Source organism: Streptomyces sp. NPDC002784, from assembly GCF_053592135.1.
In genome coordinates, this window is record NZ_JBSFVD010000017.1 from 101,263 (window position 1) to 125,434 (window position 24,172).

The 24,172-nt window shown below is 71.3% G+C and carries 22 protein-coding genes; 12 read left to right on the forward strand and 10 right to left on the reverse strand.

Annotated elements, in window-relative coordinates; translation table 11 throughout:
* Positions 1 to 26: 26 nt before the first annotated feature.
* Positions 27 to 1,988 (forward strand): amino acid adenylation domain-containing protein, encoded by a 1,962-nt coding sequence (locus ACWD1Z_RS26160; protein ID WP_451122019.1) that lies wholly within the window; start codon positions 27 to 29, stop codon positions 1,986 to 1,988.
* A gap of 1 nt (position 1,989) precedes the next feature.
* Here ACWD1Z_RS26160 and ACWD1Z_RS26165 read toward each other — a convergent pair whose 3' ends face one another.
* Positions 1,990 to 3,195: a cytochrome P450 gene (locus ACWD1Z_RS26165; protein ID WP_451122020.1), complete on the reverse strand. Its 1,206-nt coding sequence runs from the start codon at positions 3,193 to 3,195 to the stop codon at positions 1,990 to 1,992.
* Between the two features lie 172 nt (positions 3,196 to 3,367).
* On the opposite strand from ACWD1Z_RS26165, the gene ACWD1Z_RS26170 reads away from it, so the two are divergent.
* From ACWD1Z_RS26170 to ACWD1Z_RS26185, 4 genes are read left to right on the forward strand one after another with little or no spacing between them, the layout of a single operon-like run.
* Complete coding sequence (locus ACWD1Z_RS26170; protein ID WP_451122021.1) at positions 3,368 to 4,195, forward strand: thioesterase II family protein; 828 nt, start codon at positions 3,368 to 3,370, stop codon at positions 4,193 to 4,195.
* Positions 4,192 to 4,938, forward strand: a complete 747-nt coding sequence (locus ACWD1Z_RS26175) for an SDR family NAD(P)-dependent oxidoreductase (RefSeq protein WP_451122022.1) — start codon at positions 4,192 to 4,194, stop codon at positions 4,936 to 4,938. Before ACWD1Z_RS26170 ends, ACWD1Z_RS26175 begins: the two co-directional genes overlap by 4 nt.
* Before the next feature lie 38 nt (positions 4,939 to 4,976).
* Entirely contained in the window at positions 4,977 to 6,218 is a 1,242-nt protein-coding gene (locus tag ACWD1Z_RS26180) for a pyridoxal phosphate-dependent aminotransferase (protein WP_451122023.1), read from the forward strand.
* On the forward strand, positions 6,218 to 6,967 hold the full coding sequence (locus ACWD1Z_RS26185) for a tryptophan 2,3-dioxygenase family protein (RefSeq protein ID WP_451122024.1): 750 nt from the start codon (positions 6,218 to 6,220) through the stop codon (positions 6,965 to 6,967). Before ACWD1Z_RS26180 ends, ACWD1Z_RS26185 begins: the two co-directional genes overlap by 1 nt.
* Before the next feature lie 38 nt (positions 6,968 to 7,005).
* Here the strand turns inward: ACWD1Z_RS26185 and ACWD1Z_RS26190 are convergent, their stop codons facing one another.
* Both ACWD1Z_RS26190 and ACWD1Z_RS26195 read right to left on the reverse strand, forming a co-directional pair.
* Positions 7,006 to 7,518, reverse strand: coding sequence for a helix-turn-helix domain-containing protein (locus tag ACWD1Z_RS26190; protein WP_451122025.1), 513 nt, complete (start codon positions 7,516 to 7,518; stop codon positions 7,006 to 7,008).
* A gap of 451 nt (positions 7,519 to 7,969) precedes the next feature.
* The gene (locus ACWD1Z_RS26195; RefSeq protein WP_451122026.1) at positions 7,970 to 9,163 is read right to left on the reverse strand and encodes a cytochrome P450; all 1,194 of its coding nucleotides are present in this window, start codon (positions 9,161 to 9,163) and stop codon (positions 7,970 to 7,972) included.
* A gap of 158 nt (positions 9,164 to 9,321) precedes the next feature.
* Between ACWD1Z_RS26195 and ACWD1Z_RS26200 the strand changes: the two genes are divergently transcribed.
* Both ACWD1Z_RS26200 and ACWD1Z_RS26205 read left to right on the forward strand, forming a co-directional pair.
* Positions 9,322 to 10,527 carry a cytochrome P450 gene (locus ACWD1Z_RS26200; RefSeq protein ID WP_451122027.1) on the forward strand — a complete coding sequence of 402 codons (1,206 nt, stop codon included), beginning with the start codon at positions 9,322 to 9,324 and terminating at the stop codon, positions 10,525 to 10,527.
* A 95-nt stretch (positions 10,528 to 10,622) separates the two neighbouring features.
* Positions 10,623 to 12,002 carry an FAD-binding oxidoreductase gene (locus tag ACWD1Z_RS26205; protein WP_451122028.1) on the forward strand — a complete coding sequence of 460 codons (1,380 nt, stop codon included), beginning with the start codon at positions 10,623 to 10,625 and terminating at the stop codon, positions 12,000 to 12,002.
* Positions 12,003 to 12,057: 55 nt separating this feature from the next.
* Here ACWD1Z_RS26205 and ACWD1Z_RS26210 read toward each other — a convergent pair whose 3' ends face one another.
* Positions 12,058 to 12,441, reverse strand: a complete 384-nt coding sequence (locus ACWD1Z_RS26210) for a VOC family protein (RefSeq protein ID WP_451122029.1) — start codon at positions 12,439 to 12,441, stop codon at positions 12,058 to 12,060.
* A 103-nt stretch (positions 12,442 to 12,544) separates the two neighbouring features.
* Between ACWD1Z_RS26210 and ACWD1Z_RS26215 the strand changes: the two genes are divergently transcribed.
* On the forward strand, positions 12,545 to 12,928 hold the full coding sequence (locus ACWD1Z_RS26215; RefSeq protein ID WP_451122030.1) for a VOC family protein: 384 nt from the start codon (positions 12,545 to 12,547) through the stop codon (positions 12,926 to 12,928).
* 36 nt (positions 12,929 to 12,964) lie between these two features.
* Here ACWD1Z_RS26215 and ACWD1Z_RS26220 read toward each other — a convergent pair whose 3' ends face one another.
* The gene (locus tag ACWD1Z_RS26220; protein WP_451122031.1) at positions 12,965 to 14,158 is read right to left on the reverse strand and encodes an FAD-dependent oxidoreductase; all 1,194 of its coding nucleotides are present in this window, start codon (positions 14,156 to 14,158) and stop codon (positions 12,965 to 12,967) included.
* Between the two features lie 392 nt (positions 14,159 to 14,550).
* On the opposite strand from ACWD1Z_RS26220, the gene ACWD1Z_RS26225 reads away from it, so the two are divergent.
* Genes ACWD1Z_RS26225 through ACWD1Z_RS26235 form a run of 3 tightly spaced genes read left to right on the forward strand, consistent with a single transcriptional unit; the run spans position 14,551 to position 18,045 of the window.
* Positions 14,551 to 15,561 (forward strand): NAD-dependent epimerase/dehydratase family protein, encoded by a 1,011-nt coding sequence (locus tag ACWD1Z_RS26225; protein ID WP_451122083.1) that lies wholly within the window; start codon positions 14,551 to 14,553, stop codon positions 15,559 to 15,561.
* Positions 15,555 to 16,862 (forward strand): DegT/DnrJ/EryC1/StrS family aminotransferase, encoded by a 1,308-nt coding sequence (locus tag ACWD1Z_RS26230; protein WP_451122032.1) that lies wholly within the window; start codon positions 15,555 to 15,557, stop codon positions 16,860 to 16,862. Before ACWD1Z_RS26225 ends, ACWD1Z_RS26230 begins: the two co-directional genes overlap by 7 nt.
* Positions 16,852 to 18,045, forward strand: coding sequence for an MFS transporter (locus tag ACWD1Z_RS26235; protein ID WP_451122033.1), 1,194 nt, complete (start codon positions 16,852 to 16,854; stop codon positions 18,043 to 18,045). Before ACWD1Z_RS26230 ends, ACWD1Z_RS26235 begins: the two co-directional genes overlap by 11 nt.
* Positions 18,046 to 18,075: 30 nt before the next feature.
* Here the strand turns inward: ACWD1Z_RS26235 and ACWD1Z_RS26240 are convergent, their stop codons facing one another.
* From ACWD1Z_RS26240 to ACWD1Z_RS26255, 4 genes are all read right to left on the reverse strand, one after another.
* A complete protein-coding gene (locus tag ACWD1Z_RS26240; RefSeq protein ID WP_451122034.1) occupies positions 18,076 to 19,800 on the reverse strand; it encodes an acyl-CoA dehydrogenase family protein in 1,725 nt (574 codons plus the stop codon).
* A 74-nt stretch (positions 19,801 to 19,874) separates the two neighbouring features.
* Positions 19,875 to 20,432: a PadR family transcriptional regulator gene (locus ACWD1Z_RS26245; protein WP_451122035.1), complete on the reverse strand. Its 558-nt coding sequence runs from the start codon at positions 20,430 to 20,432 to the stop codon at positions 19,875 to 19,877.
* A gap of 72 nt (positions 20,433 to 20,504) precedes the next feature.
* Positions 20,505 to 21,050 carry an MOSC domain-containing protein gene (locus tag ACWD1Z_RS26250; protein ID WP_451122084.1) on the reverse strand — a complete coding sequence of 182 codons (546 nt, stop codon included), beginning with the start codon at positions 21,048 to 21,050 and terminating at the stop codon, positions 20,505 to 20,507.
* Positions 21,051 to 21,063: 13 nt separating this feature from the next.
* Entirely contained in the window at positions 21,064 to 21,252 is a 189-nt protein-coding gene (locus tag ACWD1Z_RS26255) for a hypothetical protein (protein WP_451122036.1), read from the reverse strand.
* Positions 21,253 to 21,353: 101 nt separating this feature from the next.
* Here ACWD1Z_RS26255 and ACWD1Z_RS26260 point away from each other — a divergent pair, with 101 nt between their 5' ends.
* Positions 21,354 to 21,554 (forward strand): hypothetical protein, encoded by a 201-nt coding sequence (locus ACWD1Z_RS26260; protein ID WP_451122037.1) that lies wholly within the window; start codon positions 21,354 to 21,356, stop codon positions 21,552 to 21,554.
* A gap of 178 nt (positions 21,555 to 21,732) precedes the next feature.
* Here ACWD1Z_RS26260 and ACWD1Z_RS26265 read toward each other — a convergent pair whose 3' ends face one another.
* On the reverse strand, positions 21,733 to 24,066 hold the full coding sequence (locus ACWD1Z_RS26265; protein ID WP_451122085.1) for a ricin-type beta-trefoil lectin domain protein: 2,334 nt from the start codon (positions 24,064 to 24,066) through the stop codon (positions 21,733 to 21,735).
* Positions 24,067 to 24,172 lie beyond the last annotated feature (106 nt).

The following is a 24,172-nucleotide window of genomic DNA, read 5'->3' on the forward strand; positions in this document are numbered from 1 at the left end:
CCCGCGTGAGTTCTCGGAGGTCAGCGATGAGCCGGAACCCGTTCGAGCGCGAGGGGCAGCGCTGCGTCGTACTGCGCAACGAGCGCGGCCAGCGCTCACTGTGGCCCGCGGAGAAACCGGTACCGGCGGGCTGGTCCGTCGAGCACGGCCCGGTCAAACGGTCCGAGGCGGGCGCCTTCGTGGAGACCGTCTGGCCCGACGTGCGGGGCACCGGCGGGCCGGGCGCCGGTCTGCCCACGCTGCCGGAGCACTTCGAGCGGATCGCCGCCGCCCACCCGCAGGCGCCCGCAGTGGAGGCGGACGGCAGCGTGCTGACCTACGCCCAACTGGCGGCGCGGGTCAACCGGCTGGCCCGCGTGCTGATCGCCCGCGGCCTGGGCCCCGGCCACCTCGTCGGGCTGTCCGTCGCCCGTGGCCACCGGCTGCCGGTCGCCGCCCTCGCGGTCGCCACGGCCGGCGCCGCGTACGTGCCGCTCGACCCGGCCTACCCGGCCGAGTGGATCGCGCACGCGGTGAGCGATGCCGCGCTCGACTGCCTGCTGCACAGCGGCCCCCATCCCGCTGTGACCGGAGAGATCCCCGTCATCGACCTGGACAGCCCCGACCTGGATCGCCTGGCGTCGGCCGCGGCATCGCACCGGGTCGCCCCCCAGGAGCGGCTGCGACCGCTGACGGCCGACAGCCCGATGTACGTCATCTACACCTCCGGCTCGACAGGCGTGCCGAAGGGCGTGGTCGTGGCGCACACGGGCGTGCGCGACCTGGTCGCCACCCAGCGGCGGTGGATCGGAGCCGGCCCCGGCGACCGAGTGCTGCAGTGGGCCTCGTTCAACTTCGACGCCGGTTTCTGGGACATGACCCTGGCCCTGCTCTCCGGAGCCACCCTCGTGCTCACCGACGAACGGGACGTGCTGCCCGGCGACGACCTGCACCGCACCCTGCGGGACCGGCGCATCACGCACGCCGTCCTGCCCCCGGTCGCCCTCACCCTCACCGAACCGGCCGGCGTGCTCGACGGCGGGGTGCTGCTGTCCACCGGCGACGCCTGCCCGCCGTCGCTGGTGCGCAAGTGGGCGCCCGGCCGGCGGATGTACAACGGCTACGGCCCCACCGAGATGACCGTCGGTGTCACGATGGCCGGACCGATCGCCCCCGGCGACCCGGTGAGCATCGGCCGCCCCTGGCCGGGCAACGAGGTGCGGGTGCTCGACGACGACCTGCTCCCCTGCCCGCCCGGTGCCGAGGGCGAGCTGTACCTCGTCGGTTCCGGGGAGGCGCTGGGATACCTCAACCGGCCGGCGCTGACCGCCGAACGGTTCGTCGCCGACCCCTACGGTCCGCCGGGCGCGCGCATGTACCGTTCCGGCGACCGCGGCCACCGCACCGCGGCCGGGGAACTGTTCTACGCAGGCCGCTCGGACCGCCAGGTCAAGCTGCGCGGCTTCCGCGTAGAACTCGGCGAGGTCGAGGCGGCCCTGGACGCCTGCCCCTCGGTAGCGCTGGGCGCCGTGGTGGTGACCGGCACGCTCGACACCGCACGCATGACCGCCTACGTCACGGGCCGCCCGGGCGGCAGCCCGGACCCCGGCGACATCAGGCGCCGGCTGGCACGGAAGCTGCCCGCCCACATGGTGCCCGAGGACATCGTGGCCCTGGACACGATGCCGGTGACCAGCAACGGCAAGGTCGACCGGCGCGCCCTCACCGACCTGGCCGGCTCGGACACCCCTCCCGCCGACGGGGTCCGCAGCCCTCAGCCGCCCGCCCCCGGTTCGCGCGTCGACGCGCTGTGCGCGCTGGCCGCGGACGTGCTGGGCGTCGACGCGATCGAGCCGCACGAGAACTTCTTCGACGCGGGCGGCCACTCGGTGCTCGCCGTGCGGCTGTCGCACCGCGTACGGGACGAGTGGAAGATGAACCTCCCCGTCCGCGCGATCATCGAGGGCCCCACCATGGCCGACCTGTGCACCCACCTCCCGGACGCCTGAGTCAGCGCAATTCCAGCCGCAGCTCCTCGTAGCCGAAGAGAAACGAGCTGTACACCCGCCGCGGCGGCGCCAGCGCCTCGATCCGGCGCACCCGGCGCACCACCGAGGCGAGCACGGCCGTGAGCTCCAGCCGGCCGAGGAAGGCGCCCAGACAGAAGTGCGGTCCGTGGCCCAGGGCGACGTGCGGATTGGGGTCGCGGCCGACGTCGAACGTCCGGGGCCGGTCGAAGACGGCGGGGTCGTTGTTGGCCGCGATGTTCCACAGGCACACGATGTCCCCGGCGCGGACGTGCCGCCCACCCAGGCGCAGGTCGCTCGTCGCGGTCCTGGCAAAGTGCATGGCGGGGGTGACCCAGCGCAGCACCTCCTCGACGGCCGTGGCGACCGGGACGTCCCCCGAGGACAGCCGCCGCCACTGGTCGCCGTGGCGGCCCAGGGCGTCCAGTGCCCCGATGGCGGACATACGGGTGGACTCGTCACCGCCGAGGATCAGGCTGTAACAGTTCAGGGCGATGTCGTCGTCGGACAGCGGCTCGCCCTCCACGCGTGCGCCGGCGAGCATGCTCACCACGTCGTCACCGGGTCGCAACCGCCGCTCGCGGACCAGTTCGACGAAGTAGGCGAGGATCTCGCTGCGCGCCTCCAGGGCGTCCACCGGGTCGGCCCGGGCGTCGTCGGCGGACAAGGCACGCTTGTTCCAGGCGAGCAGGTCCGGACGGTCGGCGTCGGGCAGCTCCAGCAGGTCGCAGATGGTGCTGATCGGCAACACCTCGGCGACCTCGGCCGCGAAGTCGAACGGGCCCACCCCCACGACGCGCGCCACCAAGGCGTCCGCCCGGGCCGTCACCTGCTGCTCCACCTGCCGGATCAGCCGGGGCGAGAAGGCCCGGAGCAGCAACCGTCGCAGATCTCGGTGGCGCGGCCGGTCCATCACCGCCAGCATCCGGCCGCCCGCGGAGTCCCCGCCGCGCAGCAGCACGTCGAGCACCGTGCCGCGGGCGGAGCTGAGCCGGGCCGCGTCCCGGTAACCGGCGAGGACGTCGGCGTGCCTGGCCACCGACCAGAAGCCGGTGCCGTACGGCGACTCGTGCCACGCCACCGGCTCTCGCTCGCGCATCCGGTCCCAGTACGCGTACGGGTCGTTGTCCACGAAGGCGGCGGGATCGGTGAGATCGAACGCCGGCACCGGTGCGGCGGACTCGGGCATGGTCTCGTCCTCCTTGCCTCGCAGCGCATGACGCCTCCGAGCCGGGGCGCACCGGCCGATCGTGGCAAGGGTTGCGGGCCGGTGCGGGCGCCGTGAATGAAAGCAGAAGGATTCCGCGAGCCCGCCATCGGCGCGTGCCATCGTCGAGACGCGACCACCGATCGGAGGGCGTATGGAATCGCGTACTTGGCTCAGGCGCCTGCATCCACGCAGCGTCCGCGCTGGCGAGGGACTTCCCGGTACGGACCGGCCGTGCCTCATCCGCCTGGTCTGCTGTCCGCACTCCGGCGGCTGGGCGGAGAGCTTCCTGCCCTGGCGCGACCACCTCGTCGGCCTCGCGGACAAGACCGGCCGAGACGGCGTCGACCTCCTCGCGGTGCAGTACCCGGGGCACGGCAACCGCGGCGCGGAGGCGCCGGCCGACGGCGTCCACGCCATCGCCGACGCCGTCCATGCCGAGCTGGCCGCGCTGCCACCGGCCCGGCTGGTGCTGTTCGGACACAGCTTCGGCGCGATGGTGGCGTACGAGACGGCACGCCGGGTGGAGACCACCGGCCATCCGCCGGCCCTGCTGGCGGTCAGCGGCGCCCGCGCCCCAGGCGACCCGGAGATCCGGGTCGGCGACTCCGCTCTCCCCGACGAGCAGTTGTGGCAGCGGGTCCGGCAACTCGGCGGACTCGACCCGCTGGTGGCCGCGGAACCCGAGCTGCGCGACCTGGTGCTGCCCGCGTTGCGCGCCGACATCGCGGCACACGAACGCTATGTGTGCGCCCCACCGTCCGCCCTCATTCGCACGCCCATCCGGTGCTACACCGGCGCGGACGACCCGTTCGCGTCCGGGACCGCAGGGGCGGGATGGGCGGCGCGGACCACGGGCCCCACGGTCGTCCGGACGCGCCGCGGCGGGCACTTCCATCTCTTCGAGCAGCCCGGCGAACTCCTCGCGGACCTGCTGGCCGAGCCCGCCGGGACCGGCCCGGAGGAGGCGGTGTGGGCGTGAGCGGCCCCTGGGCGGGGCAACGCGTCGTTGTGACCGGTGGCGGCTCGGGCATCGGTGAGGCGGTCGTCCTGCGGGCGGCCCGGCTGGGCGCCGCGGTGCTGGCCGTGGGCCGCCACGCCGGCCGGCTCCGGCAGGTCGCCGACCACGGCGGCCCCGGCGTGCACCCGCACCCATGTGACGTGACCCGGCCCGGCGCCGCCGCCGGGATCGTGGCCGCCGCGCGCACCACGCTCGGCGGGATCGACGCCCTCGTCAACAACGCCGGGCACGCCCGGTTCGCGCCGCTGGAGGACGCCGAGCCGGAGGACTTCGGCCGGATGCTGCAGACCAACGTCGTGGCCGCCGCCGAGCTGATCAGGCAGGCACTGCCGGAGCTGCGCGCCAGCCGCGGCAGCGTCGTCAACGTCTCCTCGGTCGGTGGCGTGCTGGCCATGCCCGGCCGCGCGTACTACGGCGCGAGCAAGGCGGCGCTGAACGCCCTGACCCGCACGCTCGCCGTCGAACTGGCCCCCGACGTCCGGGTCAACGCGGTGCTGCCCGGCCCGGTGGACACCAGACTGTGGGCGGAGGCGGCCGGCGACGACGTCGACGCGCTCCGCCGGAACGTCGTCGCGGCCACGCCGATGGGACGCTTCGGCGCGGCCGACGAGGTCGCCACCTGGGTGTGCCACCTCCTCGACCCGCAGGGCGCCGACTGGATGACCGGCTCCCTGATCGCCGTTGACGGCGGCCGTACGGCCTGACACACATCCCCCCCTCGATCTCAGGAGCACTGAAGACCATGGCCCAGCCGATCCCGGGCTTCCCGGTGGCTTCCTCGATCCCCACGTCCTGGCTGTACAACTCCTTCCGGATCGCCGACGAGCGGGAGCGCCGGACACCGGGGGGCCTGATCAAACTCCACGTCGGCGAACCCGCCTTCGGTCCGCCCGAATCGGTGGCCCGCAGCCTCGCGGAAGCGGCGCTCGGCGGACGCACCCGGTACATCGACGTGCAGGGACTGCTGGAGCTGCGCGAGGCGATCAGCGCCAAACTCGGCACCGTCAACGGCATCGACGCCCCCGTCGACCAGCTCTTCGTCACCCCGGGCTCCTGCCAGGGCCTCTCCGCCCTGCTGCGCAGCCTCGCCGAACCCGGCGCGGAGATCCTGCTCCCCGCCATCCACTGGCCGGTCCATCTGCAGCAGGCCCTGCTGGCCGGCCTGCGCCCGGTGTTCTACGGGCTCGACGAGACGTACGCGCCCGACCCGGAGTCGATCCTCGCCGCCGCCACCGCACACACGCGGATCCTGCTGCTGAACTCGCCCGCCAACCCCACCGGCGCGCTCCTCGGCCGGGACACCCAGGAACGGCTGTACCACCTCGCCGCCGACCAGGACTGGCAGATCGTCAGCGACGAGGCGTACGAGGACTTCGCCTTCGCGGCACCGCACGTGTCGATCGCTGCCCACGAACGCGACCTGCCCCCCTCCGAGCGGCGGGTCCACAGCGTGTTCACGTTCTCCAAAGGGCTGGCGATGACCGGATACCGGCTCGGCTACGTCGCGGTCGCCCGCCCCGAGGCGTGCGAGGCGATGCGGACGGTGCAGGAGTCGAGCATCATCGCGCCGTCCGCCCCGATCCAGTACGCCGGGCTGCGCGCGCTGCAGGCCCGGGAGGCGCTCGCCGACAACCATCTGTTCGTGCGCGCCAACCGGGACAACGCGCTGCCGGCGCTGATCGACGCCGGGCTGCTGCAGGCCCTGCCCGGCGGCGGGTGGTACGCGATGGCCGACGTCTCCTCCAGCGGCCTGACCGGCGAGGAGTTCGCCGCCGAGCTGATGGCGACCGAGAACGTCGTGGTCGTACCCGGCAGCGGCTTCTCCGCCCGCCCCGAGTTCGGTGCGGACGGGACGCTGCGCCCGCTGTACCCGGGCGGCATCGCCGCCGGGCTGGTACGGATCGCTTTCTGCGTCGACCCTCAGCAGCTGGCCACCGGGGTCGAACGCATCGTGGCCCTGGTCGACCGGAAGAGGATGGGCTGATGGACGCCGAGGACTCCTACCACGACTACCTGCGGCTCGACGAGCTGCTGTCCCTGCAGCAGCCGCGGGCCCCCAAGGACGCCTCCGAGCACACGGTGCTGTCCGAGCAGTTCTTCATCGTCTGCCACCAGACGTGCGAGCTGTGGCTGAAGCAGATGCTCGCCGACCTGGCCGCCGTCGAGGAAGCGTTCCTCACCATGCGCACCGCCGACCTGGAGCGCGCGGCCGACCTGCTCTACCGCGTGGCCGACCTGCTGCGGCTGCTGCACGAGCAGCTCGTGGCGATGGAACGGCTCCCGCTGGAGGACTTCGCCGCCTTCCGCCGCCATCTGGGTTCGGCGAGCGGCGCCCAGTCCACCCAGTTCCACCAGCTCGACCGGTTGATCGGCAACGCCACCCGCACGGGCACGCTGTACACGGCGTTCGCCAAGGGCGTGGAACGCACCGGTGTCACCATGGCCGCCCTCGTGGAGGCCGGCGTCGCGGCCGGCACCGAGCACCGCATCGTCGAGGGACTGCTCCACCTCGGCAACGGCTATACGCGGTGGAAAATCGGCCATGTCGCTCTCACCAGCAGGATGCTCGGCGAGAACACCGGAACCGCCGGAAGCACGGGCGTCGGTTATCTGATGGACCGGGCGACCCTGCCGTTCGCGGAACTGCGGCTGCTGCGCGGCCGTATGCATCAGCGCGAATCCGGCACGGCCGGTTCCAGGACGGCGGGCCGGGGCTCCTCAGCTTCGGGCTGAAGGTGCTCCGGCCCGCCGGGGGCGCATGATTCTTTTCGCTACCCGGAATGTTCCGGCTCCGAGCCCGCCCATTCCAGGATGTAGCCGCGACCCCACACCGTGCGTAGTTCCAGACTGATCCTCTCAATGCGCTTCCGCAGGCGCAGTATGTGAAGGTCCAGTGCATTGTTGGAGAAACCCACGTCGATGTCGGCCAGTGCCTGCTTGAGCTGCTCGCGGCGGACCACCTGGCGGAAGTCCTCGAGCAGGCAGTGCATCAGAGCCACCTGGGCATTGGACATGGGTACCGACTCGCCGTCGTAGTAGAGGACGCCGGTCGGATCCAGCATGGGCACCGCGTCCGTGGTGCGCTTGCGCAGGACCGAGACCCGGGCCTCGACGTCGCAGCGGGCCACCGGCGGGCGTATCCAGTCCTCGCTGGGCGCCACATCGGTCGGCGGCACGGCGCCGCCCTCCACGACCAGCAGGGCGGGTACTCCCGCCTCACGCAGCCGGGGGCGCTCGTGGCCCTGGGCCGGCCACCGCAGGAACACGACCTCCGGGCAGCTCATAGCGACTCCTGGCGGCCGGCACCTCCTGGGGTCGTCCGGCTGGGCCATCGGCGTGGGTGACCGGCACACCAGTGGACAGTGGCAGTGACTTCCCGGACATGCGGCATGAGTGCCCCCGTTGGTGTCGAAGCGCTGGAGTTCTCGTTCTTTTCCATCTACCTGTCTGTCGATGGCCCGTGCGTCGTATCAGCGCATGGCGTCAGGCTGCGGCGGGGATTCCGGAAAGGCGTCGGGATACGCCTTGGTGAACATGCCGGGAAATCCTCGGGCCGACAAAGCCGGCGCTGCGGCGGGCCGTACGGAACTCAGTTCGGACTCTGCTATCACCTACAACATTCCGTCGGTCGGTCACAGCTTCACCGTAGAAGGTGAGTACCCCGCGAAAAAGGGGTTTGTCGCCGCCTCGTCGAAGAAGCCCGGACGGCGCTCATTTCACGCCAACAGCGCGCCCTCAGCCCAAGGCGACGGGAATGCGCTGGTACCCGCGGAACGTGACGCTCGGGCGCCGGACGATCTCACCGGCCAGCCGTGGCGGCTCGGCCGCGTCGGCCAGCCACCGAGTGACGGCACGCCCCTCGACCCGGGCCAGGGCGGCGCCCAGACAGTGGTGCGGTCCGCCACCGAAGCTGACGTGCGGATTGGGATCGCGCGTGATGTCGACCTCCTCCGGCCGCTCGAAGCACGCCGGGTCCCGGTTGGCCGCGCCGAGCAGCAGGACGAGGATCCGGCCGGCGCGGACAGTCCGGCCGTCGATGTCGACCGATTCCTTCACATAGCGGGCGGTGGCCTGGATCGGGGCGTCGTAGCGCAGCATCTCCTCCACGGCCCGCTCGGCCAGTTCCGGCCGCTCGCGCAGCAGCCGGAACTGCTCCGGGTGGGTGAGCAGCGCCGACCACGTGGTGGAGATCAGGTTCGTGGTGGTCTCGAAGCCCGCGAAGAACAGGAACACGACATTGTCGACGAGCGTCTCGCGGTCCATGTCCGGGCTCTCGCGCTCCAGTGCCAGCAGATTGCCGATCAGATCGCGGGACGGTCGTAGCGAGCGCTCGTCGATCAGGGACTTGATGTAGTCGCGCAGCCAGGTGACCGCCGCATGGGCGCCCTCCCGTTCCTCGGGCGGCACGTAGAGCGCGAAGGCCTTGGCCAGCTCCACGGCGTGCGGGCGCACCGCCGCCCGGTCGACGTCGGGGATGCCCAGCAGCTCGCAGACCACCGTCACCGGCAGCGGGAAGGCGAGGTCGTCGACGACGTCCAGCCCGCCCCTCTCCGTCGCGGCGGCCATCAGCTCCTCGACCTGCCCGGCCACATAGTCGTCGAGCCGCCGCATCAGGGTGGGGCTGAACGATTGCTGCATGATCCGCCGCCAGAAGGTGTGCGTCGGCGGGTCCTGGTCGAGAACGATCCGCTGCAGGAAGTCGTTCGCCGGCCCCGAGCCGTTGGAGAACTCGTGGTATTCGGCCGGATACCGATGCCCCAGCCGCCGGTCCTTCAGCAGCCGTGCGACGTCCGCGTGGTGCGAGGCCACCCACTGCCCCGCGGAGCCGCGTGCGAGCCGGCCGGCCGCCCTCAGCTCGCCATACACCGGGTAGGGGTCGTCGATCACGCGCGGGTCGCGGGAGTCGAACCTCACCGGAAGTCGTCGCATCCGCGTCTGCCACCTCCACCGTCGCAGTCCGGCCACCGAGCCTTGCAGAGCACCGGCGGCCGGGCGGCGAACCTGTCAGCCAACCTTCGGCCCCGGCGGGGCAGCGCGGCGACGGCCCTAGTCTCGTCGCCGGTTGGAGGTGCATGATGCTGACGGACATGCCGCGGTACGTGCTCGACGACGCCAGGCGGGCAGCGGACCCCTACCCGGTCTACCAGCGGCTGAGGGAGTACGGGCCGATGTGCCGGGGTGGCCCCGGCCAGTGGGTGTTCCCGCGGCATGCCGAGGTCAGCGCACTGCTGCGGGACCGGCGCCTGGGCCGTGAGTACCCCGAGCAGTACCAGGCGCTGTCGATCGGGGAAGGCCCCGCCAACGACTATCTGCAGGGCATCGTCATCAACCGTGACGACGAGGCGCACGCCCGGCTGCGGCGCCTGCTGATCAAAGCCCTCAACCCGGCGATGGTGCGCTCGCTGGCCGGGCCCATCGCCGCGTCCGTCGACCGGATCCTCGACCCGCTGGCGGAGCGCGGCGAGTGGGACCTGGTGTCGGACCTGGCCGTGCCGGTGCCCATGACGGTGATGAGCGAACTGCTCGACGTCCCGGCGGCCGACCGCGACATGATCGCCCGCTGGTCCACCTCGCTGGCGCAGGCGTTCGCCGTGTTCATCCCGGACGACAAACGGCGCGAGGCGCACGAGGCGGTGGTCCGGCTGCGCGCCTACTTCGTCGACCTGCTGCGCGAACGCCGCCGCCGGCCGGGGCAGGACCTGCTGTCGCGGATGCTCACCGCGGTGCGGGACGGAACCGAACCGCTCACCGACGACGAGATCGTCGACAACGCGCTGTTCGTGTACTACGCCGGCTTCGAGACCACCACCAACATGATCGCCACCGGCGGCAATCTGCTCCTCACCCAGCCGGCCGTGCAGCGCCGGCTGCGCGCCGAACCGGACGTGATGGGCACCGCCGTCGACGAGTTCATGCGCTATGACGCGCCGATCCACACCACCTCGCGCCTGGTGCTGGAACCCATCGAGATCGCCGGGCACACCCTGCGCCGGGGGCGGGTCGTGGTGCTGCTGCTGGCCTCGGCCAACCGTGACGCGTCGGTCTTCACCGACCCCGACCGGGTGGACCTGGCCCGCTCTCCCAACCCCCACGTCAGCTTCGGCGGCGGCGTCCACCACTGCCTGGGGGCCGCGCTGGCGCGGATCGAGGGCACGGTCGTCTTCGACCGGCTGATGGCGCGCTTCTCCCGCGTCGAACCGGCCGGGCAGGCGCTCTGGAACCCCAGTGGCGGCGGGTTCCGGTTCCCGTACTGGGCGTTCGAGAGCATCCCCGTCACCGCTCGCCCGACGTGACCGTCGCCGGTCTGTCGGCACCCTTTCACGCACGGACGGCGCCCGGTTTCCAAGGGCTACGTTCACCGCACACCCTTCCCGTCAGGAGGACTGCCGTGGCACTCGTCAACGCAGCCGGAAATGCCGTCAAGGACGCCGCGCTCGAGGAACTGCGCGATGCCGTCCGCGGCGAGGTGATCAGTCCGGGCGACCCGGACTACGACGCACGCAAGCTGATCTGGAACGGTTACTTCCAGAAGAACCCCGGCGCGATCGTGCGCGTGGACGGCGCGTCGGACGTCATCAAGGTCGTGAACTTCGCGCGCGACAACGAGATCGAACTCGCCGTCAAGGGCGGCGGGCACTGCTTCGCCGGCACGGGCACGGTCGAGGGCGGTCTGCTGCTGGACACGTCCAACCTGCGCGGCATCCACGTCGATCCGCGCCGCCGCCGCGTCGTGCTGCAGCCCGGCCTGGTGCAGGGCGACGTGGACGCGGAGACCCAGAGCTTCGGCCTGGCCGTCACCGGCTCGCAGGAGTCGTACATCGGGATCGGCGGCGTGACCCTCGGCGGTGGCCTGGGCTGGCTGGCCCGCTACCGAGGGCTGCTCGTCGACAACATGATCTCCGCCGACGTGGTGCTGGCCAACGGCGAACTGGTGCGCGCCAGCGCGGACGACGACGCCGAGCTGTTCTGGGCGATCCGCGGCGGCGGCGGCAACTTCGGCGTCGCCACCCGCTTCGAGTTCCAGCTTTACCCGCAGGGCGAGTGCGCGGCCGGCATCCTCGGCTTCCCGATCGACCAGACGGTGGCGGTGACCCGCCGCATCGACGAGTTCAACCGCACCGCCCCGGACGCGCTCACCACTTCGTTCGCCTTCCTGGTCGCGCCGGGCGGCGAGCCGGCCGTCGGTATCGGCTTCTGCCACGCCGCGCCCGACGACAAGACGGAGGGGCTGATCGAGCAGATGCGCGGCCTGGGCACGAACCTGGTGCTCGACCACTGCGGTGTGATGCCGTACGTGGCGGTACAGCGCCTCCTCGACGAGAACACGGTCGCCGGACACCGCTACTACCCGCGCTCGTTCCTGCTGCCGTCCCTGCGGGAGGAGGCGATGCAGGTCCTCGCCGACGGGTTCGTCAGCACCCCCTCCCAGCGCAGCCTGGTCGGCGGCGCCCAGATGGGCGGGGCGATGCTGAAGGTCGGTCCGGAGGAGACGCCGTTCCCGCACCGCGACGGCTACCTCACCAGCATCCTGCCGTCCTGGACCGACCCGGCCAAGGACGAGGAGTCGGTGGAGTGGACCGAGCGGGTCTACGCCGAGCTGCTGCCCTACACCACCGACGGGGTCTACGCCAACCACCTCGGCGTCGACGCCGCCGAGCGGGTCGCCGAGGCCTACGGGCAGAACTTCCAGCGGCTGACGAAGCTGAAGGCGGTCTACGACCCGGACAACTTCTTCCACACCAACGTCAACATCAAGCCCGCTCCCTGAGCGGCGGCGCCGTACGAGGCCGTGGTGGCCGGCGCCACCACGGCCTCGTACGGGCTCAGACCGCTCTCGGCGTCTGGACCAGCCACTCGTGACCGAAGGGGTCGCGCACCCGGCCTGCGCGGGCGCCGTACTCGCGGTCGGCCACCTCGAAGACGTACTCCCCGCCCGCGTCGACCATGGCGCGGGCCACCGTGTCCGGGTCCGCGACGACGAGCTGGAGGAGGACGCCCGGACGGCCGAGGCTCAGCGGGTCGTCGTCGACCGTGTCGGCGTCCTTCACCTGCACGGCCGCCGGCCCGACCCGGAGCTGGGAATGCACGACACGGCCGTCGTGCTCGTGTTTTTCCTCGATCTGAGCACCCAGGGTGCGCACGTAGTAATCGAGGGCCCGGCGAGCGTCGTTGACGACGAGTTTCGGAGTCACTGCGAGTGCCACCATGTTCTCGACTCTCTCCAGTAGGGGTGAATTCATGTGACAGGACCGCGGCAGATCTGGCGGTCCGCGGCCTCCCCGAGCGTCTCTCATGACTAGCATGACGGCCATGCCTATGTTTCCTCGCCTGATCGTCTCCGATCCGGACCGGGCCTCGGTGTTCTACCGGGAATCCCTTGGCGCCGAGGAGGTTTTCCGCGCTCCGCCGCTCGACGACGGCCGGCCCAGCGTCATCGATCACCGCATCGACGGCACGACGCTCAGGGTCTCGCCCGCCGTCGAGGAATGGGGGTGGCTCGCCCCCGGTGACATCGGCGGGTCACCGGTCCTGATCGAGCTGGAGGCCGACGACCCCGACGCCGTCGGCGAGCGCATGACCGCCGGCGGCGCCGAAGTGATCGTGCCGATCGAGAACCGCCCCTACGGCAAGCGCTCGGGCCGGATCCGCGACCCGTTCGGCCATCTGTGGATCCTCACCGGCGAACTGAAGTGAACCGGGCGGCCCGGTGAGCCGGGGCCGCCCGCCGGCTCACGCGGCCTGGTCGGTCGGCGGCCACGGGGTCAGCCGGTAACCGAAGCCCTGCTCGCTCTTCTTGATCCCCTGCTTGATCGCGATCGGCAGGGTGAGGTCGCGCATCATCCGCTCCCACCAGTGCCGCGGCGTCATCACGGAACCCATGCGCTGCGCCTGCTTCAGCATCTTGGCCACCCGGGCGCGGCGGTCGGCCTCGAACGCCGTGAAGGCGGCGGTGACGTCGCGCTCCCGTCGCATGGCGGCGGTGAGTCCGTACGCGTCCTCCAGGGCCAGCGTCGCCCCCACCCCGAGGTGCGGCTGGATGGCGTGGGCGGCATCCCCGATCACGATGGCGGTGCCCCGGTGCCAGCGCTCCAGCAGCGGCACCTCGTACACCGGCCAGCGCCACACCGTCCCCACGGAGGCCCGAATGATCTCGCCGAGTTCCGCGGGGTCGGTGCGGTGGCGGTCCACCAGCGCGTCGATCCACCCCGAGTTGGGCAGGTCGGCGAGTTCACCGATGGTCCGCTCCTGTACCTCGTAGTGGTTCTCGAACCACAGGATCTGCCGCGGGCGGATGACCTGGTAGCCGAAGAAGCCGTGCAGTCCGAAGGTCATGTGGAACATGCCGTCCACCTTGTAGCGGTCGGAGACCTCCGACAGGCCGCCGGAGCCGACCACGCCGGCATACCGCGGGGGCGCGGCCTCCGGCAGCACGTGCGGCCGCACGTCGGAGTGCACCCCGTCGCAGCCGACGACGATGTCCGCCACCGCCTCTGACCCGTCCGCGAAGCCCAGTTCCCAGCCGCCGTCGGGCCGCTCCCGCAGCGACCTCAGCCGCTTGTCCAGGCGCAGTTCCACGCCGTCGGCGACGGCCGCCTCGCGCAGTCCGGCGCTCAGCGCGCCGCGCATGATGTTGGTGGTGGTCTCCGGATTGTTCGCGAGCCAGCGGCCCTTGTGGTTGCGGAAGGTGATGCCGTCGCAGACCGTCCCGGTCCTGAGCGCGGCGTCCGCGATGCCCAGCTCCTCCAGCACGCTCCGTCCGAGCGGGGCCAGGTTGAAGAACGAGCCCACGTCCTCGACCCGCTTGCTGTAGGCCTCGTACAGGGTCACGTCGTACCCCGAGCGGGCCATACCGACCGCGAATGTCGGTCCGGCCACCCCGCCTCCCACGACAGCCACATTCCGGCCGGTCCCAGGTCCACTCATGTCGGGCTCCTCGCCGCCGATCGTCTCAGCACTGGTGGCGCTCAGCGTAGGAACTCCCGGCAACCGCGAGCCGACTGTTGTCGCGATTCTTTCGGCGCACCCCCGACGCGGCGCGCTCCCCGCAAAGGTTGACCAGGTGGCGTCCTGTCAAAGAACCCCCGACTCGGCCGGGCGGGTGTGTCCACCCCGTGAACTCTTCGGCAATTGCGTCGGCGTCCTGCCTGGTCACCGAGGCATTACCCAGGGCGTGCCACGACTTACCCACTTGAAGCCGCCAAGACAGTCATGCAAGGGTCGAACCGATCCGAAAGCCGCTCCGGCACAGGAGCAAGGGAAGGGAATTCCACGTGATTCTGACGCCCGAGGGGAACCGTTTCGCGGAGGCCACGGAAGTGGCCGTCACCGGTGGTTCCGGATTTGTCGGAAGCCATCTGGTGAGGGCGTTGCACAAGCGCGGCCGAAAGGTGGTCGTGGTCGACTTATCCACACCCCGGCCGGACATACTCGACCTGCCCGGAGTGCGGTATGCCAAGGCCGATCTGCGCGACTTCGGCGATGTGCTGCTGGCCCTGCAGGGCACCGACACCGTGTTCCACCTCGCCGGCAACGCGAGCGGGACCCTGTCGGTGGAGCAGCCCCGCTTCGACTTCGAGGTCAACGCGGTCGGCACCTCCAACGTCGGCAACGCCTCCGCGCTGCTCGGCGTGCGCAAACTGGTCTACCTGTCCTCGGCGATCGTCTACGGCACGCCCCAGGACACCCCGATGACGGAGCACCACCCCACCCGGCCGTTCCTCCCGTACGGCGCCTCCAAGCTCTCCGGTGAGCTGGCCCTGCGCAGCCTCCACGACACCCTGGGGCTGCCCGTGGTCATCGGCCGCTCGTTCGTCGTCTACGGGCCCGGCGAGGACCCGCGGCGGGCCGGCGGCGAGGTGTCGCAGTTCCTGCGCTGGCAGCTCAACGGCCTGCCGATCCCGCTCGTCGGGGACCGCGACCGCAAGACCCGTGACTTCATCCACGTCAGCGACCTGTGCCAGGCCCTGATCACCCTGGCGGAGGCGGGCACGGACGGGGAGATCTACAACCTCGGCAGCGGCCGCGAGGTGTCCATGCGGGAGCTGGCCGACGCCGTCGCCGAGGCGACCGGCCGCCCGGCGCTGCTGGAGGCCGACACCACCAGCCTGGAGGACAGCTTCCGGCTGGTGGCCGACGTCTCCAAGCTCCGCGGGCTCGGCTTCACGCCAGAGTACGACCTCGCCTCCGGACTGCGCGACCTGGCCGCGCATCTCGGCCAGGACCCCGAACTGCCTTCGCTCACCGCCGTGTTCCGCAAGTCACCGGTGACCGGCGGGCCGGCGGTGGTGGAACGCGCGGCGGCCGGCGCGGAGGTCACGGCATGTTAGCGGCGCTGGGCGGCAAGCCGGTCATGACCGAGGGCGACGTCGCTCCCTGGCCGTACATCGTCGACGAGGACCGCCGCGCGGTGCTCCGGGCGATGGACGACGCCACGCCGTGGCACTGGCCCATGGACACCGTGCTGGAGCTGGAGTCGGCCTGGTCGGAGACGACCGGCATGCCCCATGTGCTGGCGGCGAACTCCGGCACCGCGGCCCTGCACATGGCGGTGGCGGCGGCCGGCGTGGAGCCGGGCGACGAGGTGATCGTGCCCGCCGACACCTTCCTGGCCACGGCCTCCTGCGTACTGCAGGCCAATGCCGTCCCGGTCTTCGTGGACACCGACCCGGTCACGCTGAACATCGACCCGGACAAGATCTCCGAGCGCGTCACCGACCGCACGAAGGCGATCATCGCCGTCGACCTCCACGGGCTTCCGGCCGACTACGACCGGCTGCGCGAGGTCGCCGGCCGGCACGGACTGACCTTGATCGAGGACGCCGCCCAGGCACACGGCGCCACCTACCGCGGCCGGCCGGTCGGGTCGCTCGCCGACATGAGCGCCGCCAGCCTCAACGGCTCCAAGGCCCTGTCCGCCCTGGGCGAGGGCGGCCTCTTCGCCACCCGCGACGACGAAGCCCACCGGCTCGCCCGCCGGGTCCTGATGTTCGGCGAGGAACTCACCGGCCAGGGCCGCGACTACAACGCCCGCATCATGGGCTGGAACTACCGCATCGATGTCCTCGCCGCCGCCTTCGCCCGTTCCCAGCTCAGTCGGCTCCCCGCGATGACGGCCGTCCGCGAGGCCAACGGCACCGCGCTCACCGACGCGCTGCGGGACATGCCGGGGCTGCGCCCGCCGGCGGTGCCGGACGACCGTACCCATGTGTATTTCTTCTACCCGATTCTCGTGGACCCCGAGGATTACGGACTGTCCGACGTTCCCGTGGCGGCGTTCCGGGACGCCGTGCTGAAGGCGGTCGGCGCCGAAGGACTGGGCATCATGCGCTGGCAGCACCAGCCGGTACCCGCGCAGACGCTGTTCCAGGAACGGCGCGGCTACGGGAAAGGGTGCCCGTGGACGTGCGGTCACGCCCGGCCCGGATGCGAGTACCGGGCCGAGGAGTATCCCGTCGCGCTGGACGTCTGCGAACGCCGGCTCGTCCTCGGGCAGAGTTTCAGCTCCCTCGGACCGCCCAACGGAGCGGACACCATGGCCAGGTTCACCGATGTCTTCACCAAGGTGATGATCGACGAGCGTGACGCCCTGATCGGCCTGGCGCGTGACGAGGCCGCCCGTGCCGGCTGAGGCGGCCGAGCGGCAGCGGCACGGCTCGCCTCCCCGGCAGGTGCGCAGGGCGCGGGCCGCCGTCGCCGCGGTGTTCTTCCTGACCGGCACCGTCTTCGCCACCTGGGCCTCCCGGGTGCCTGCCGTGCAGGACCGGCTGGACATGTCCGCCGGGGCGCTGGCGCTCGCGCTGGTCGGGCTCAGCGTCGGCGCGGTGTCGGCGCTGCCCGTCGTGGGCGGCCTCGTGGCGCGGCACGGCAGCCGGCCGGTGCTGCTGGCCGGCGTGGTGCTGTACGCGGGCGGGCTGCCCCTGCTCGCGGTGGCGCCCAACCTGCCGCTGCTGGCGCTCGCGCTGGCCGCGTTCGCGTGCGGCAACACCGCCGTGGACGTCGCCATGAACACCCAGGGCGTCCTGGTGGAGCGGGCCTACCGGCGCCCGATCCTGGGCAGCTTCCACGCGATGTTCAGCCTCGGCGGCATCGCCGGCGCCGCCGCCGGGAGCGTGGCGGCCGGCCGGGGCGTCGGCGTCGGGCCGCACTTCCTCGTCACCGGGCTGGTCGCGGTAGCCGCCTTTCTCGGGGCCATGACCATCCTGCTCCCGGACCCGCCGGACGCCACCGACCCGGGGCCGGCGCTGGCGCTGCCCAGGGGCGGGCTGTGGATCCCGGGCCTGATCGCGTTCTGCGCGCTCATGGGCGAGGGCGTGCTGAACGACTGGGGGGCGGTCTACCTGCACGACGCCACCGGTGCCGACGACGGCACCGCCGCCGCCGGTTTCGCCGTCTTCTCGGCCGGCATGGTCACCGGGCGGCTGGCCGCCGACCGCATCCGGGCCCGCGCGGGGACGGTCCCCTTCATGCTGGCCTGCGGGCTGGTCGCGGGGCTCGGCGCCGCCGTGGCCGTGGCGGTGGCCTCCCCCGTGTCCGGGCTGGTCGGCTACGCGCTGCTCGGCCTCGGGCTGGCGGCGGTCGTCCCCGTCGTCTTCAGCCACGTGGCCGAGCTGCACCCGGACCGGCCGGGCCCGTCCATCGCCGCCGTCTCCGCCGTCGGCTACGGCGGCTTCCTCGCCGGCCCGCCGGTCATCGGTGCGGTCGCGGAGGTCGCCGGGCTGCGGGTCGCGATGCTCGTCCCCGTCCTGCTCATGGTCGCGATGACGCTGCTGGCCCGGCGGCTGGACAGGTCAACTCGCCCTAAGGGGAGATGAACGGCCTCCTGGAGCGCCCCCTCCCCTGCCTCAGGACTTCATCTCGTACGCCCCCGACAGCGCCTCCACGCGCTGCCACACGCGCTCCGAACGCGTCCCGTCGACGACCGGGCGGCGGACCGCGCCCAGTGCCCAGCGCTGCTGGTCCCCGGTCGCGGAGTCCTTGCCGTGGAGTTCGACGGCGTGGGCGGAGAAGTCCCGTACGAGGACGGCGAACAGTTCGTCGAGGACGTCCTCGTCGAGGTGGGTCAAGGCTGCCTGTTCCAGGACCAGTTGGCCGTGGACGACGAGGGCGAAGAGCTGACCGACGGCGAGGAGCAGGTCGAGGTCCCGGCTCTGCGCCTCGTCGGGGGCGGCCGTGCGCACGAACTCGCAGAGCGCGTCGGCCTGTTCGCGGAACCGGGCGATGTTGGGCAGGTGGGCGTAGGCGTCGAAGGCCGGCCGCCAGTCGTGGAAGCGCACCGAGCCGAGACCGCGGGCCGGGCCCTGCCGGAAGAGGAAGGCGTCGTCGGCAGCGTCGAGACGGGTCGGGACGGGCTCGTAGGCGACCGGGTCGAGGAGGTGGTTGCGCATGAACTTGAGGATCAGCGCCAGGTTGACGTGGACGGTGCCCTCCAGCTTCGGCAGGCCGCGGATCTCGACGGCGGCCTGGGCGAAGTAGTTGTCCTTCTCGAAGCCCTTGGCGGCGATGACGTCCCACATCAGGTCGATGACCTTCTCGCCCTCGGTGGTCACCTTCATCTTCGTCATCGGGTTGAACAGGAGGTAGCGGCGGTCGTCGGGGCCGGCGGTGCGGAAGTAGTCGACGGCGCGGTCGCTGAACAGCTTCATGCCGACGAGCCGCACGTACGCGTCCGTCAACTCGCGCCGTACGTGCGGGAAGGCGGTGACGGGGCGGCCGTAGAGGATGCGGTTGTGCGCGTGGGTGACGGCCTCGTACATCGCGTGCTCGCAGATGCCGATCGAGGCGGTGCACAGGTTGAACTTGCCGACGTTGACCGTGTTGAGGGCGGCGTCGAAGGCGGCACGGCCGGTGTGCAGGACGTCTTCGGGGGCTACGGGGTAGTTCTCCAGGCGGAACTCGCTGACGTACTTCGAGGAGTCGACGACGTTCTTGACCAGGTGGTACGCCGGGTGGCGGCTGTCGGCGGCGAAGAAGACGTAGCCGTCGGGGCCCTCGACGTCGGTGCGGCGGCCGAAGACGGAGACGAGCCCGGCGGCGTTGCCGTTGCCGATGTAGTACTTGGAGCCGGTGGCCCGGAAGCCGCCCTCGCCGCCGGGCTCCAGGAGCATGTCGGTGGAGTAGATGTCGGCGCCGTGGGTCTTCTCGGACAGGCCGAAGGCGAACACCTCGCCCTGGGAGAGCAGTTCGGCGGCGCGGGCACGGGCGGCGGGGTTCTCGCTCTGCCAGACGGGGCCGAGGCCGAGGATGGTGACCTGCCAGGCGTACCAGTAGTCGAGGCCGTAGAAGCCGAGTATCTCGTTGAGGGCGGCGATGCGGGCGGTGTCCCAGCGCTTGCCGTCCTCGCCCTCAGCGGCGGCCGAGGCGGGGGTGAGGAAGGTGGCGAAGAGCCCTTCCTTGGCGGCGAAGGCGAGGAAGTCGCCGAGCCAGGCGCGGGTGCGGTAGTCCTCGATCAGCCGGCGCTTGCCCCGCTCCTCGAACCAGTCGACGGTGGCGCGCAGCAGCCTGCGGGTCTCCGGGTCGAAGTGCGCGGGGTCGTAGGTCCGCGGGTTGAAGAGCAGCGCGTCGGCCATGGGTTGCCGCCTTTCGGCTGGGAGGGTGAGGGGTGGTTCCGGGCACGGGTCCCGGGATGGGTCCGCTCGGCCGGTCAGCGGCCGGCGTCGAAGCGGGCGAGGGTGGCGAGGACGTCGTCGAGCCAGGCGATCATCATGCGTTCGTAGGCGATGCCGCCGCGCAGCACGACGTGCTGGAGCTCCCGTTCGGCGTCGAGCGGGCCGTCCGCGGGGGGTGGTCCGAAGTCGCGGTTCTCGCCCGCGAGGTAGTGGGCGAGGCGGTCCGTGTGCGCCTGCCGGTGCCGCTCGACCTCGCTGATCAGGGCGGCCGGATCGTCGAAGGCGGCGCCCCGGACTTTGACCGCCAGGTCGTGCCGCACGCTCTCGGGCTCGGTCGGTTCGCCGAGCCACGCGGAGAGCGCGGCCCGTCCGGGCCCGGCGACGGAGTACTCCTTCTTGTCGGGACGCCCGTACTGCGGGACGTCCCTGACGTCGATCCAGCCGTCGCTCTCCATGCGCTTGAGCACGCGGTAGATCTGCTGGTGGGTGGCGGTCCAGAAGTACCCGATGGACCGCTCGAAGCGCCGGGCCAGCTCATAGCCGGAGCCCGGCTTCTCCAGCAGGGAAACGAGGATCGCGTGCTCGAGCGCCATGCGCACGATCTTGCTATGCACTTCGTTGCATAGCAACGGTCCGGCGGTGAGACACGGCTCACCAGGCCGGTGCTAGACCCGTTCCAGCGGGCGGTGGGGAAGGGGTGGGAGGTCGATCTCGATGGAGTCGTCCGGGCGGACGATCCCCCCGCGGCGGACCACCGCCATGACGCCGGACTTGAAGGTGAACTCGCCGGAGCCGGGGTCGATGGTGAAGACCTCGGCGAGCAAACCCTTGCGGAAGGCGTTGATCTTCGAGCACGGGTTGCGCAGTCCCGTCACCTCGATCACCGCCTGCTCCCCGAGACGGAGCAGAGCCCCCGTCGGCAGGCCCAGCAGGTCCACGCCGCGCGTGGTGATGTTCTCGCCGAGCTGGCCCGCGGCGACCTCGAAGCCCTTGAGCGCGAGCTCCGCGAAGAGTTCCTCGTGCATCAGGTGCACCTGGCGCAGATTGGGCAGGTCCGGCTCGTAGGTCATGCGGAACTGGTGCCGGATCGTCTCGCCCGCGTGCACGTCCCCCGCCACGCCGAGCCCCGTGAGCAGCGTGATGGAATCACGAGTGGGCTTGCTGAACCGGTACACCTCGTTACGGCTCACTGCGGCGACCCGGCCCGTCATCACGCCGTCCAACCTAACGCACCTCCACGCGGTCGCCCTGCGACGTCGCACCCGTCGCGACCGGGTTGGCGGTGAACCGCCAGCGCCAGGTGCCGGTGGTGTCCGCGGTGACCGTGGTGCGCAGCACTCCGGAGCTGTCGGCGGTGACCGTCTTCACGGTCCTGAAGGTGTCGGTGCCGGACGTGCGGAACTGCAGCGCCACGGGAGGTGTAGACGCACTGCACGGTGGTCGCGCTCTGCGCGGTGCATTCGTTGCGGGTGGGACGGATGACCAGCCCGTCGGGGCCGACCACCTTGGGACCGATGACACTGTCGATGCCGGAGCCGTCCGTGGCCGTCAGCGTGACGCCGACCCCCGTTCCCAGCGTGGCGCCGACGCCGGTGGTCGTCTTGGCGACGGTGACGGACGTGATGCGGGTGTCCCCCACGGTCGTGTCGGCGTGGGCGGCGGGCGCCACGGCGGCCAGGGCGACCAGAGGACCGACGGTGACGACCGCCGCGTAGGGCTTGCGCATGGTTCTCCCAGCAACGAGGGCTGGATCATGGTCCGGTTGTGGCCTGAAGGCGTCGCCGAGTTGTACGGATCTTCGTCCCGGAGAACGGTGCCGGAGCGGTGGGCGCCGGGTGCTGGGCCGGGGTGGCGCCCACCGCCGAGGCCGGTGCCTCGGGAACCCTTACCGGATCAGGGCAGTGTCCATTTCTGGTTGGGGCCGGTGTGACAGGTCCACAAGTGGACCGGGGTGCCGTCGTTCCAGGTGCCGCCGGACGCGTCGAGGCACTTGCCCGACTGGGGATTGCGGACGGTGCCGTCCGCCTGGGGCTCCCAGACCTGGGCTCCGGAACCGTTGCACGTCCACAGCTGGATCTTCGTACCGTCGGCGGTGTTGCCGCCGGAGACGTCGAGGCACTTGCTCAGCGCCCGGACGGTCCTGTCGCCGGACAGCGTCCAGCGCTGGGCGGCGGTGCCGTTGCAGGTCCACAGCTGGATCTGGGTGCCGTCGGCCGTGTTCGACTGGGACACGTCCAGGCACTTGCCGTTGACGCCCTTCACCTCGCCGGTTCCGGTCGCCGTGCCGGGGAGCTGGTTGAGGGTGTACCACGCCTCGGTGCTCCACAGTGCCTCACCGCTCGTGGAGCTGAAGGGGCGGGGGGAACGCACGTGGACGACCCGGTCCGCCTTGAGCCCGGGGATGGTGAGGGTGACCGTCTTGCGGTCGGCGGAGAGCGTCGCCGACTGGGCGGTGAGCGTCTCCTCGTCGACCTTGGGGCCGCCGTAGTCGGCCGTCGGGACGTAACGCCACTGCTTGATCTTGTAGCGTCCCGCCAGGCCGGCCGCGGTCTCCTGCGACACCGGCTGGGTGTACTCCAGGGCGAAACCGCCGGGGACGGCCCGCATCGCGCGGATGTCGAAGGCGTTGGTGCCGTTGGGCGTCAACTTCTGCAGGCCGTAGGCGAGTTTGCCTTCCTGGCCCCAGTTGCCGCCCGCGCCCAGGCCGCCGGCGTAGAGCGCGCCGTCCGGACCGACACTGATCCTGGTGACGCCGGCCTCGAGTCCTTGGGTGAGGCGGAACACCGCGCCCTGGTACTCGCCGCCCACCTTCTCCAGGTAGCCGCGCTGGATACCGCCGTAGGTCACGTCCCCGAACAGCATCTGCCCGGCGAAGGGACCGTCCTTCAACAGCAGGGGTGTGCTGGGCGAGTTGGCTATCTCGCCTTGCGGGAGCCACAGCACCGGCTTGGTCACCGGCTGGGAGTCGAACGGGCCGTCGGGGTTGGTGTGGTGGTTGAAGAACCGGCCCTGCTTGATGTGCACCAGCTTGGACGAGGGCAGCCAGCCGCCCTGGTTGTCGGTGGCGAACAGTTCGCCCTCGGGGCCGAACCCGATGCCGTTGGGGGTGCGCAGTCCGCCGGCGATGTAGGACACCTCGCCGGTGGCCTTGTTCACCTTGATGGCGGTGCCGCGGTTCGGCGCCGGCTGCGGATCGGTCGTGGCGCCGCCGTAGTTGATGGAGACCGACAGGTTCAGGTAGAAGAAGCCGTCGCGGTGCAGCAGCCCGAAGGCGAACTCGTGGAAGTTGCCGCCGAAGGGCCAGGTCGCGACCTTGCGGTACTGGTCGGTGACGTCGTCGCCGTTGGTGTCGTTCAGCTCCGTCAGTTCGTGTTTCTGCGAGACGTAGAGCTTGCCGTCGACGTAGGTGATGCCCATCGGTTCCTTGAGGCCCTGGGCCACCTTCTTCGCCGTCACCTTCTGCGGACCGGTGTCGCCGGTGACGTTGCTGAGGAGATAGACCTCGCCGGTGGTGTTGTTGCTGCCGCCCCAGGTCGCCACGGCCAGCCGGCCGTCCGGCAGCCAGTCCATCGCCGAGACCTGCGGTTCGAAGCCGCTGGGCCGCAGGTTGGTGAGCGTGTAGTTCGGGTGCACGCCGGCCAGCGGCAGTCCGTCGCCGGGTGTGTCCGCGCTGCCCTCGCACTGCTTGGGTCCTGGCGCCGTGACGCGTACGACGCCGGCGTCGGTGCTGAGGGCGGAGTTCGGGACGACGCTGAAGCCGGAGGCGCCCGGCGGCTGCCAGGCCAGGGTGAGCTGCTGGCCGCCGTCGCGCTCGAAGTGCTCGATGCGCAGGGCGTGCGCGCCCTGCGTCAACTGCACGGTGGCGTCCTTGGGTTCGGCTCCGTGCAGCCCGTCGTGGTTGATGACCAACTGGTCGTCGATCCACAGACGCGAGCCGTCGTCGCTGGTGAGCCGGAACGTGTAGGTGCCGTTGGCGGGGGCGTGCAGATTGCCGATCACGTGCGTGACGAACCTGGACTCCAGCCCGAAGTCCGCGGCCGTGGACCAGTCGATGACGGACATGCGCTTGTCGATGTTGGGGGTCTGCCCCGCCTTCAGGGTGCAGATTTCGTTCAGGGCCACCTGTACGTCGAAGACGCGCAGGGTGACGCCGGGATCCTGTGGGGGCAGATCGGCGGGCGCGCGCTCGGCCGACTCGGCCGGCAACGTGGCCAGACCGCCGAGCAGTAACGAGGTGATGAGGGCGCCGACCCAGGATCTGCGGCGCCGGAGGAACAGCCGTGGATTCACGAGACCTCCTGACGGACCCCTCGATCAGAGCGGCCCGTGCGAA

What these genes read in the sequence shown, in the direction of transcription:
- ACWD1Z_RS26200 (WP_451122027.1), top strand. Translation starts at nt 9,322, where the DNA reads ATGCCGCGGTACGTGCTCGACGACGCCAGGCGGGCAGCGGACCCCTAC.
- ACWD1Z_RS26185 (WP_451122024.1), top strand. Translation starts at nt 6,218, where the DNA reads ATGGACGCCGAGGACTCCTACCACGACTACCTGCGGCTCGACGAGCTG.
- ACWD1Z_RS26180 (WP_451122023.1), top strand. Translation starts at nt 4,977, where the DNA reads ATGGCCCAGCCGATCCCGGGCTTCCCGGTGGCTTCCTCGATCCCCACG.
- ACWD1Z_RS26240 (WP_451122034.1), bottom strand. Translation starts at nt 19,800, where the DNA reads ATGGCCGACGCGCTGCTCTTCAACCCGCGGACCTACGACCCCGCGCAC.
- ACWD1Z_RS26250 (WP_451122084.1), bottom strand. Translation starts at nt 21,050, where the DNA reads ATGACGGGCCGGGTCGCCGCAGTGAGCCGTAACGAGGTGTACCGGTTC.
- ACWD1Z_RS26245 (WP_451122035.1), bottom strand. Translation starts at nt 20,432, where the DNA reads ATGGCGCTCGAGCACGCGATCCTCGTTTCCCTGCTGGAGAAGCCGGGC.
- ACWD1Z_RS26215 (WP_451122030.1), top strand. Translation starts at nt 12,545, where the DNA reads ATGCCTATGTTTCCTCGCCTGATCGTCTCCGATCCGGACCGGGCCTCG.
- ACWD1Z_RS26230 (WP_451122032.1), top strand. Translation starts at nt 15,555, where the DNA reads ATGTTAGCGGCGCTGGGCGGCAAGCCGGTCATGACCGAGGGCGACGTC.
- ACWD1Z_RS26220 (WP_451122031.1), bottom strand. Translation starts at nt 14,158, where the DNA reads ATGAGTGGACCTGGGACCGGCCGGAATGTGGCTGTCGTGGGAGGCGGG.
- ACWD1Z_RS26260 (WP_451122037.1), top strand. Translation starts at nt 21,354, where the DNA reads ATGACACTGTCGATGCCGGAGCCGTCCGTGGCCGTCAGCGTGACGCCG.
- ACWD1Z_RS26210 (WP_451122029.1), bottom strand. Translation starts at nt 12,441, where the DNA reads ATGGTGGCACTCGCAGTGACTCCGAAACTCGTCGTCAACGACGCTCGC.
- ACWD1Z_RS26170 (WP_451122021.1), top strand. Translation starts at nt 3,368, where the DNA reads ATGGAATCGCGTACTTGGCTCAGGCGCCTGCATCCACGCAGCGTCCGC.
- ACWD1Z_RS26165 (WP_451122020.1), bottom strand. Translation starts at nt 3,195, where the DNA reads ATGCCCGAGTCCGCCGCACCGGTGCCGGCGTTCGATCTCACCGATCCC.
- ACWD1Z_RS26160 (WP_451122019.1), top strand. Translation starts at nt 27, where the DNA reads ATGAGCCGGAACCCGTTCGAGCGCGAGGGGCAGCGCTGCGTCGTACTG.
- ACWD1Z_RS26195 (WP_451122026.1), bottom strand. Translation starts at nt 9,163, where the DNA reads ATGCGACGACTTCCGGTGAGGTTCGACTCCCGCGACCCGCGCGTGATC.
- ACWD1Z_RS26190 (WP_451122025.1), bottom strand. Translation starts at nt 7,518, where the DNA reads ATGAGCTGCCCGGAGGTCGTGTTCCTGCGGTGGCCGGCCCAGGGCCAC.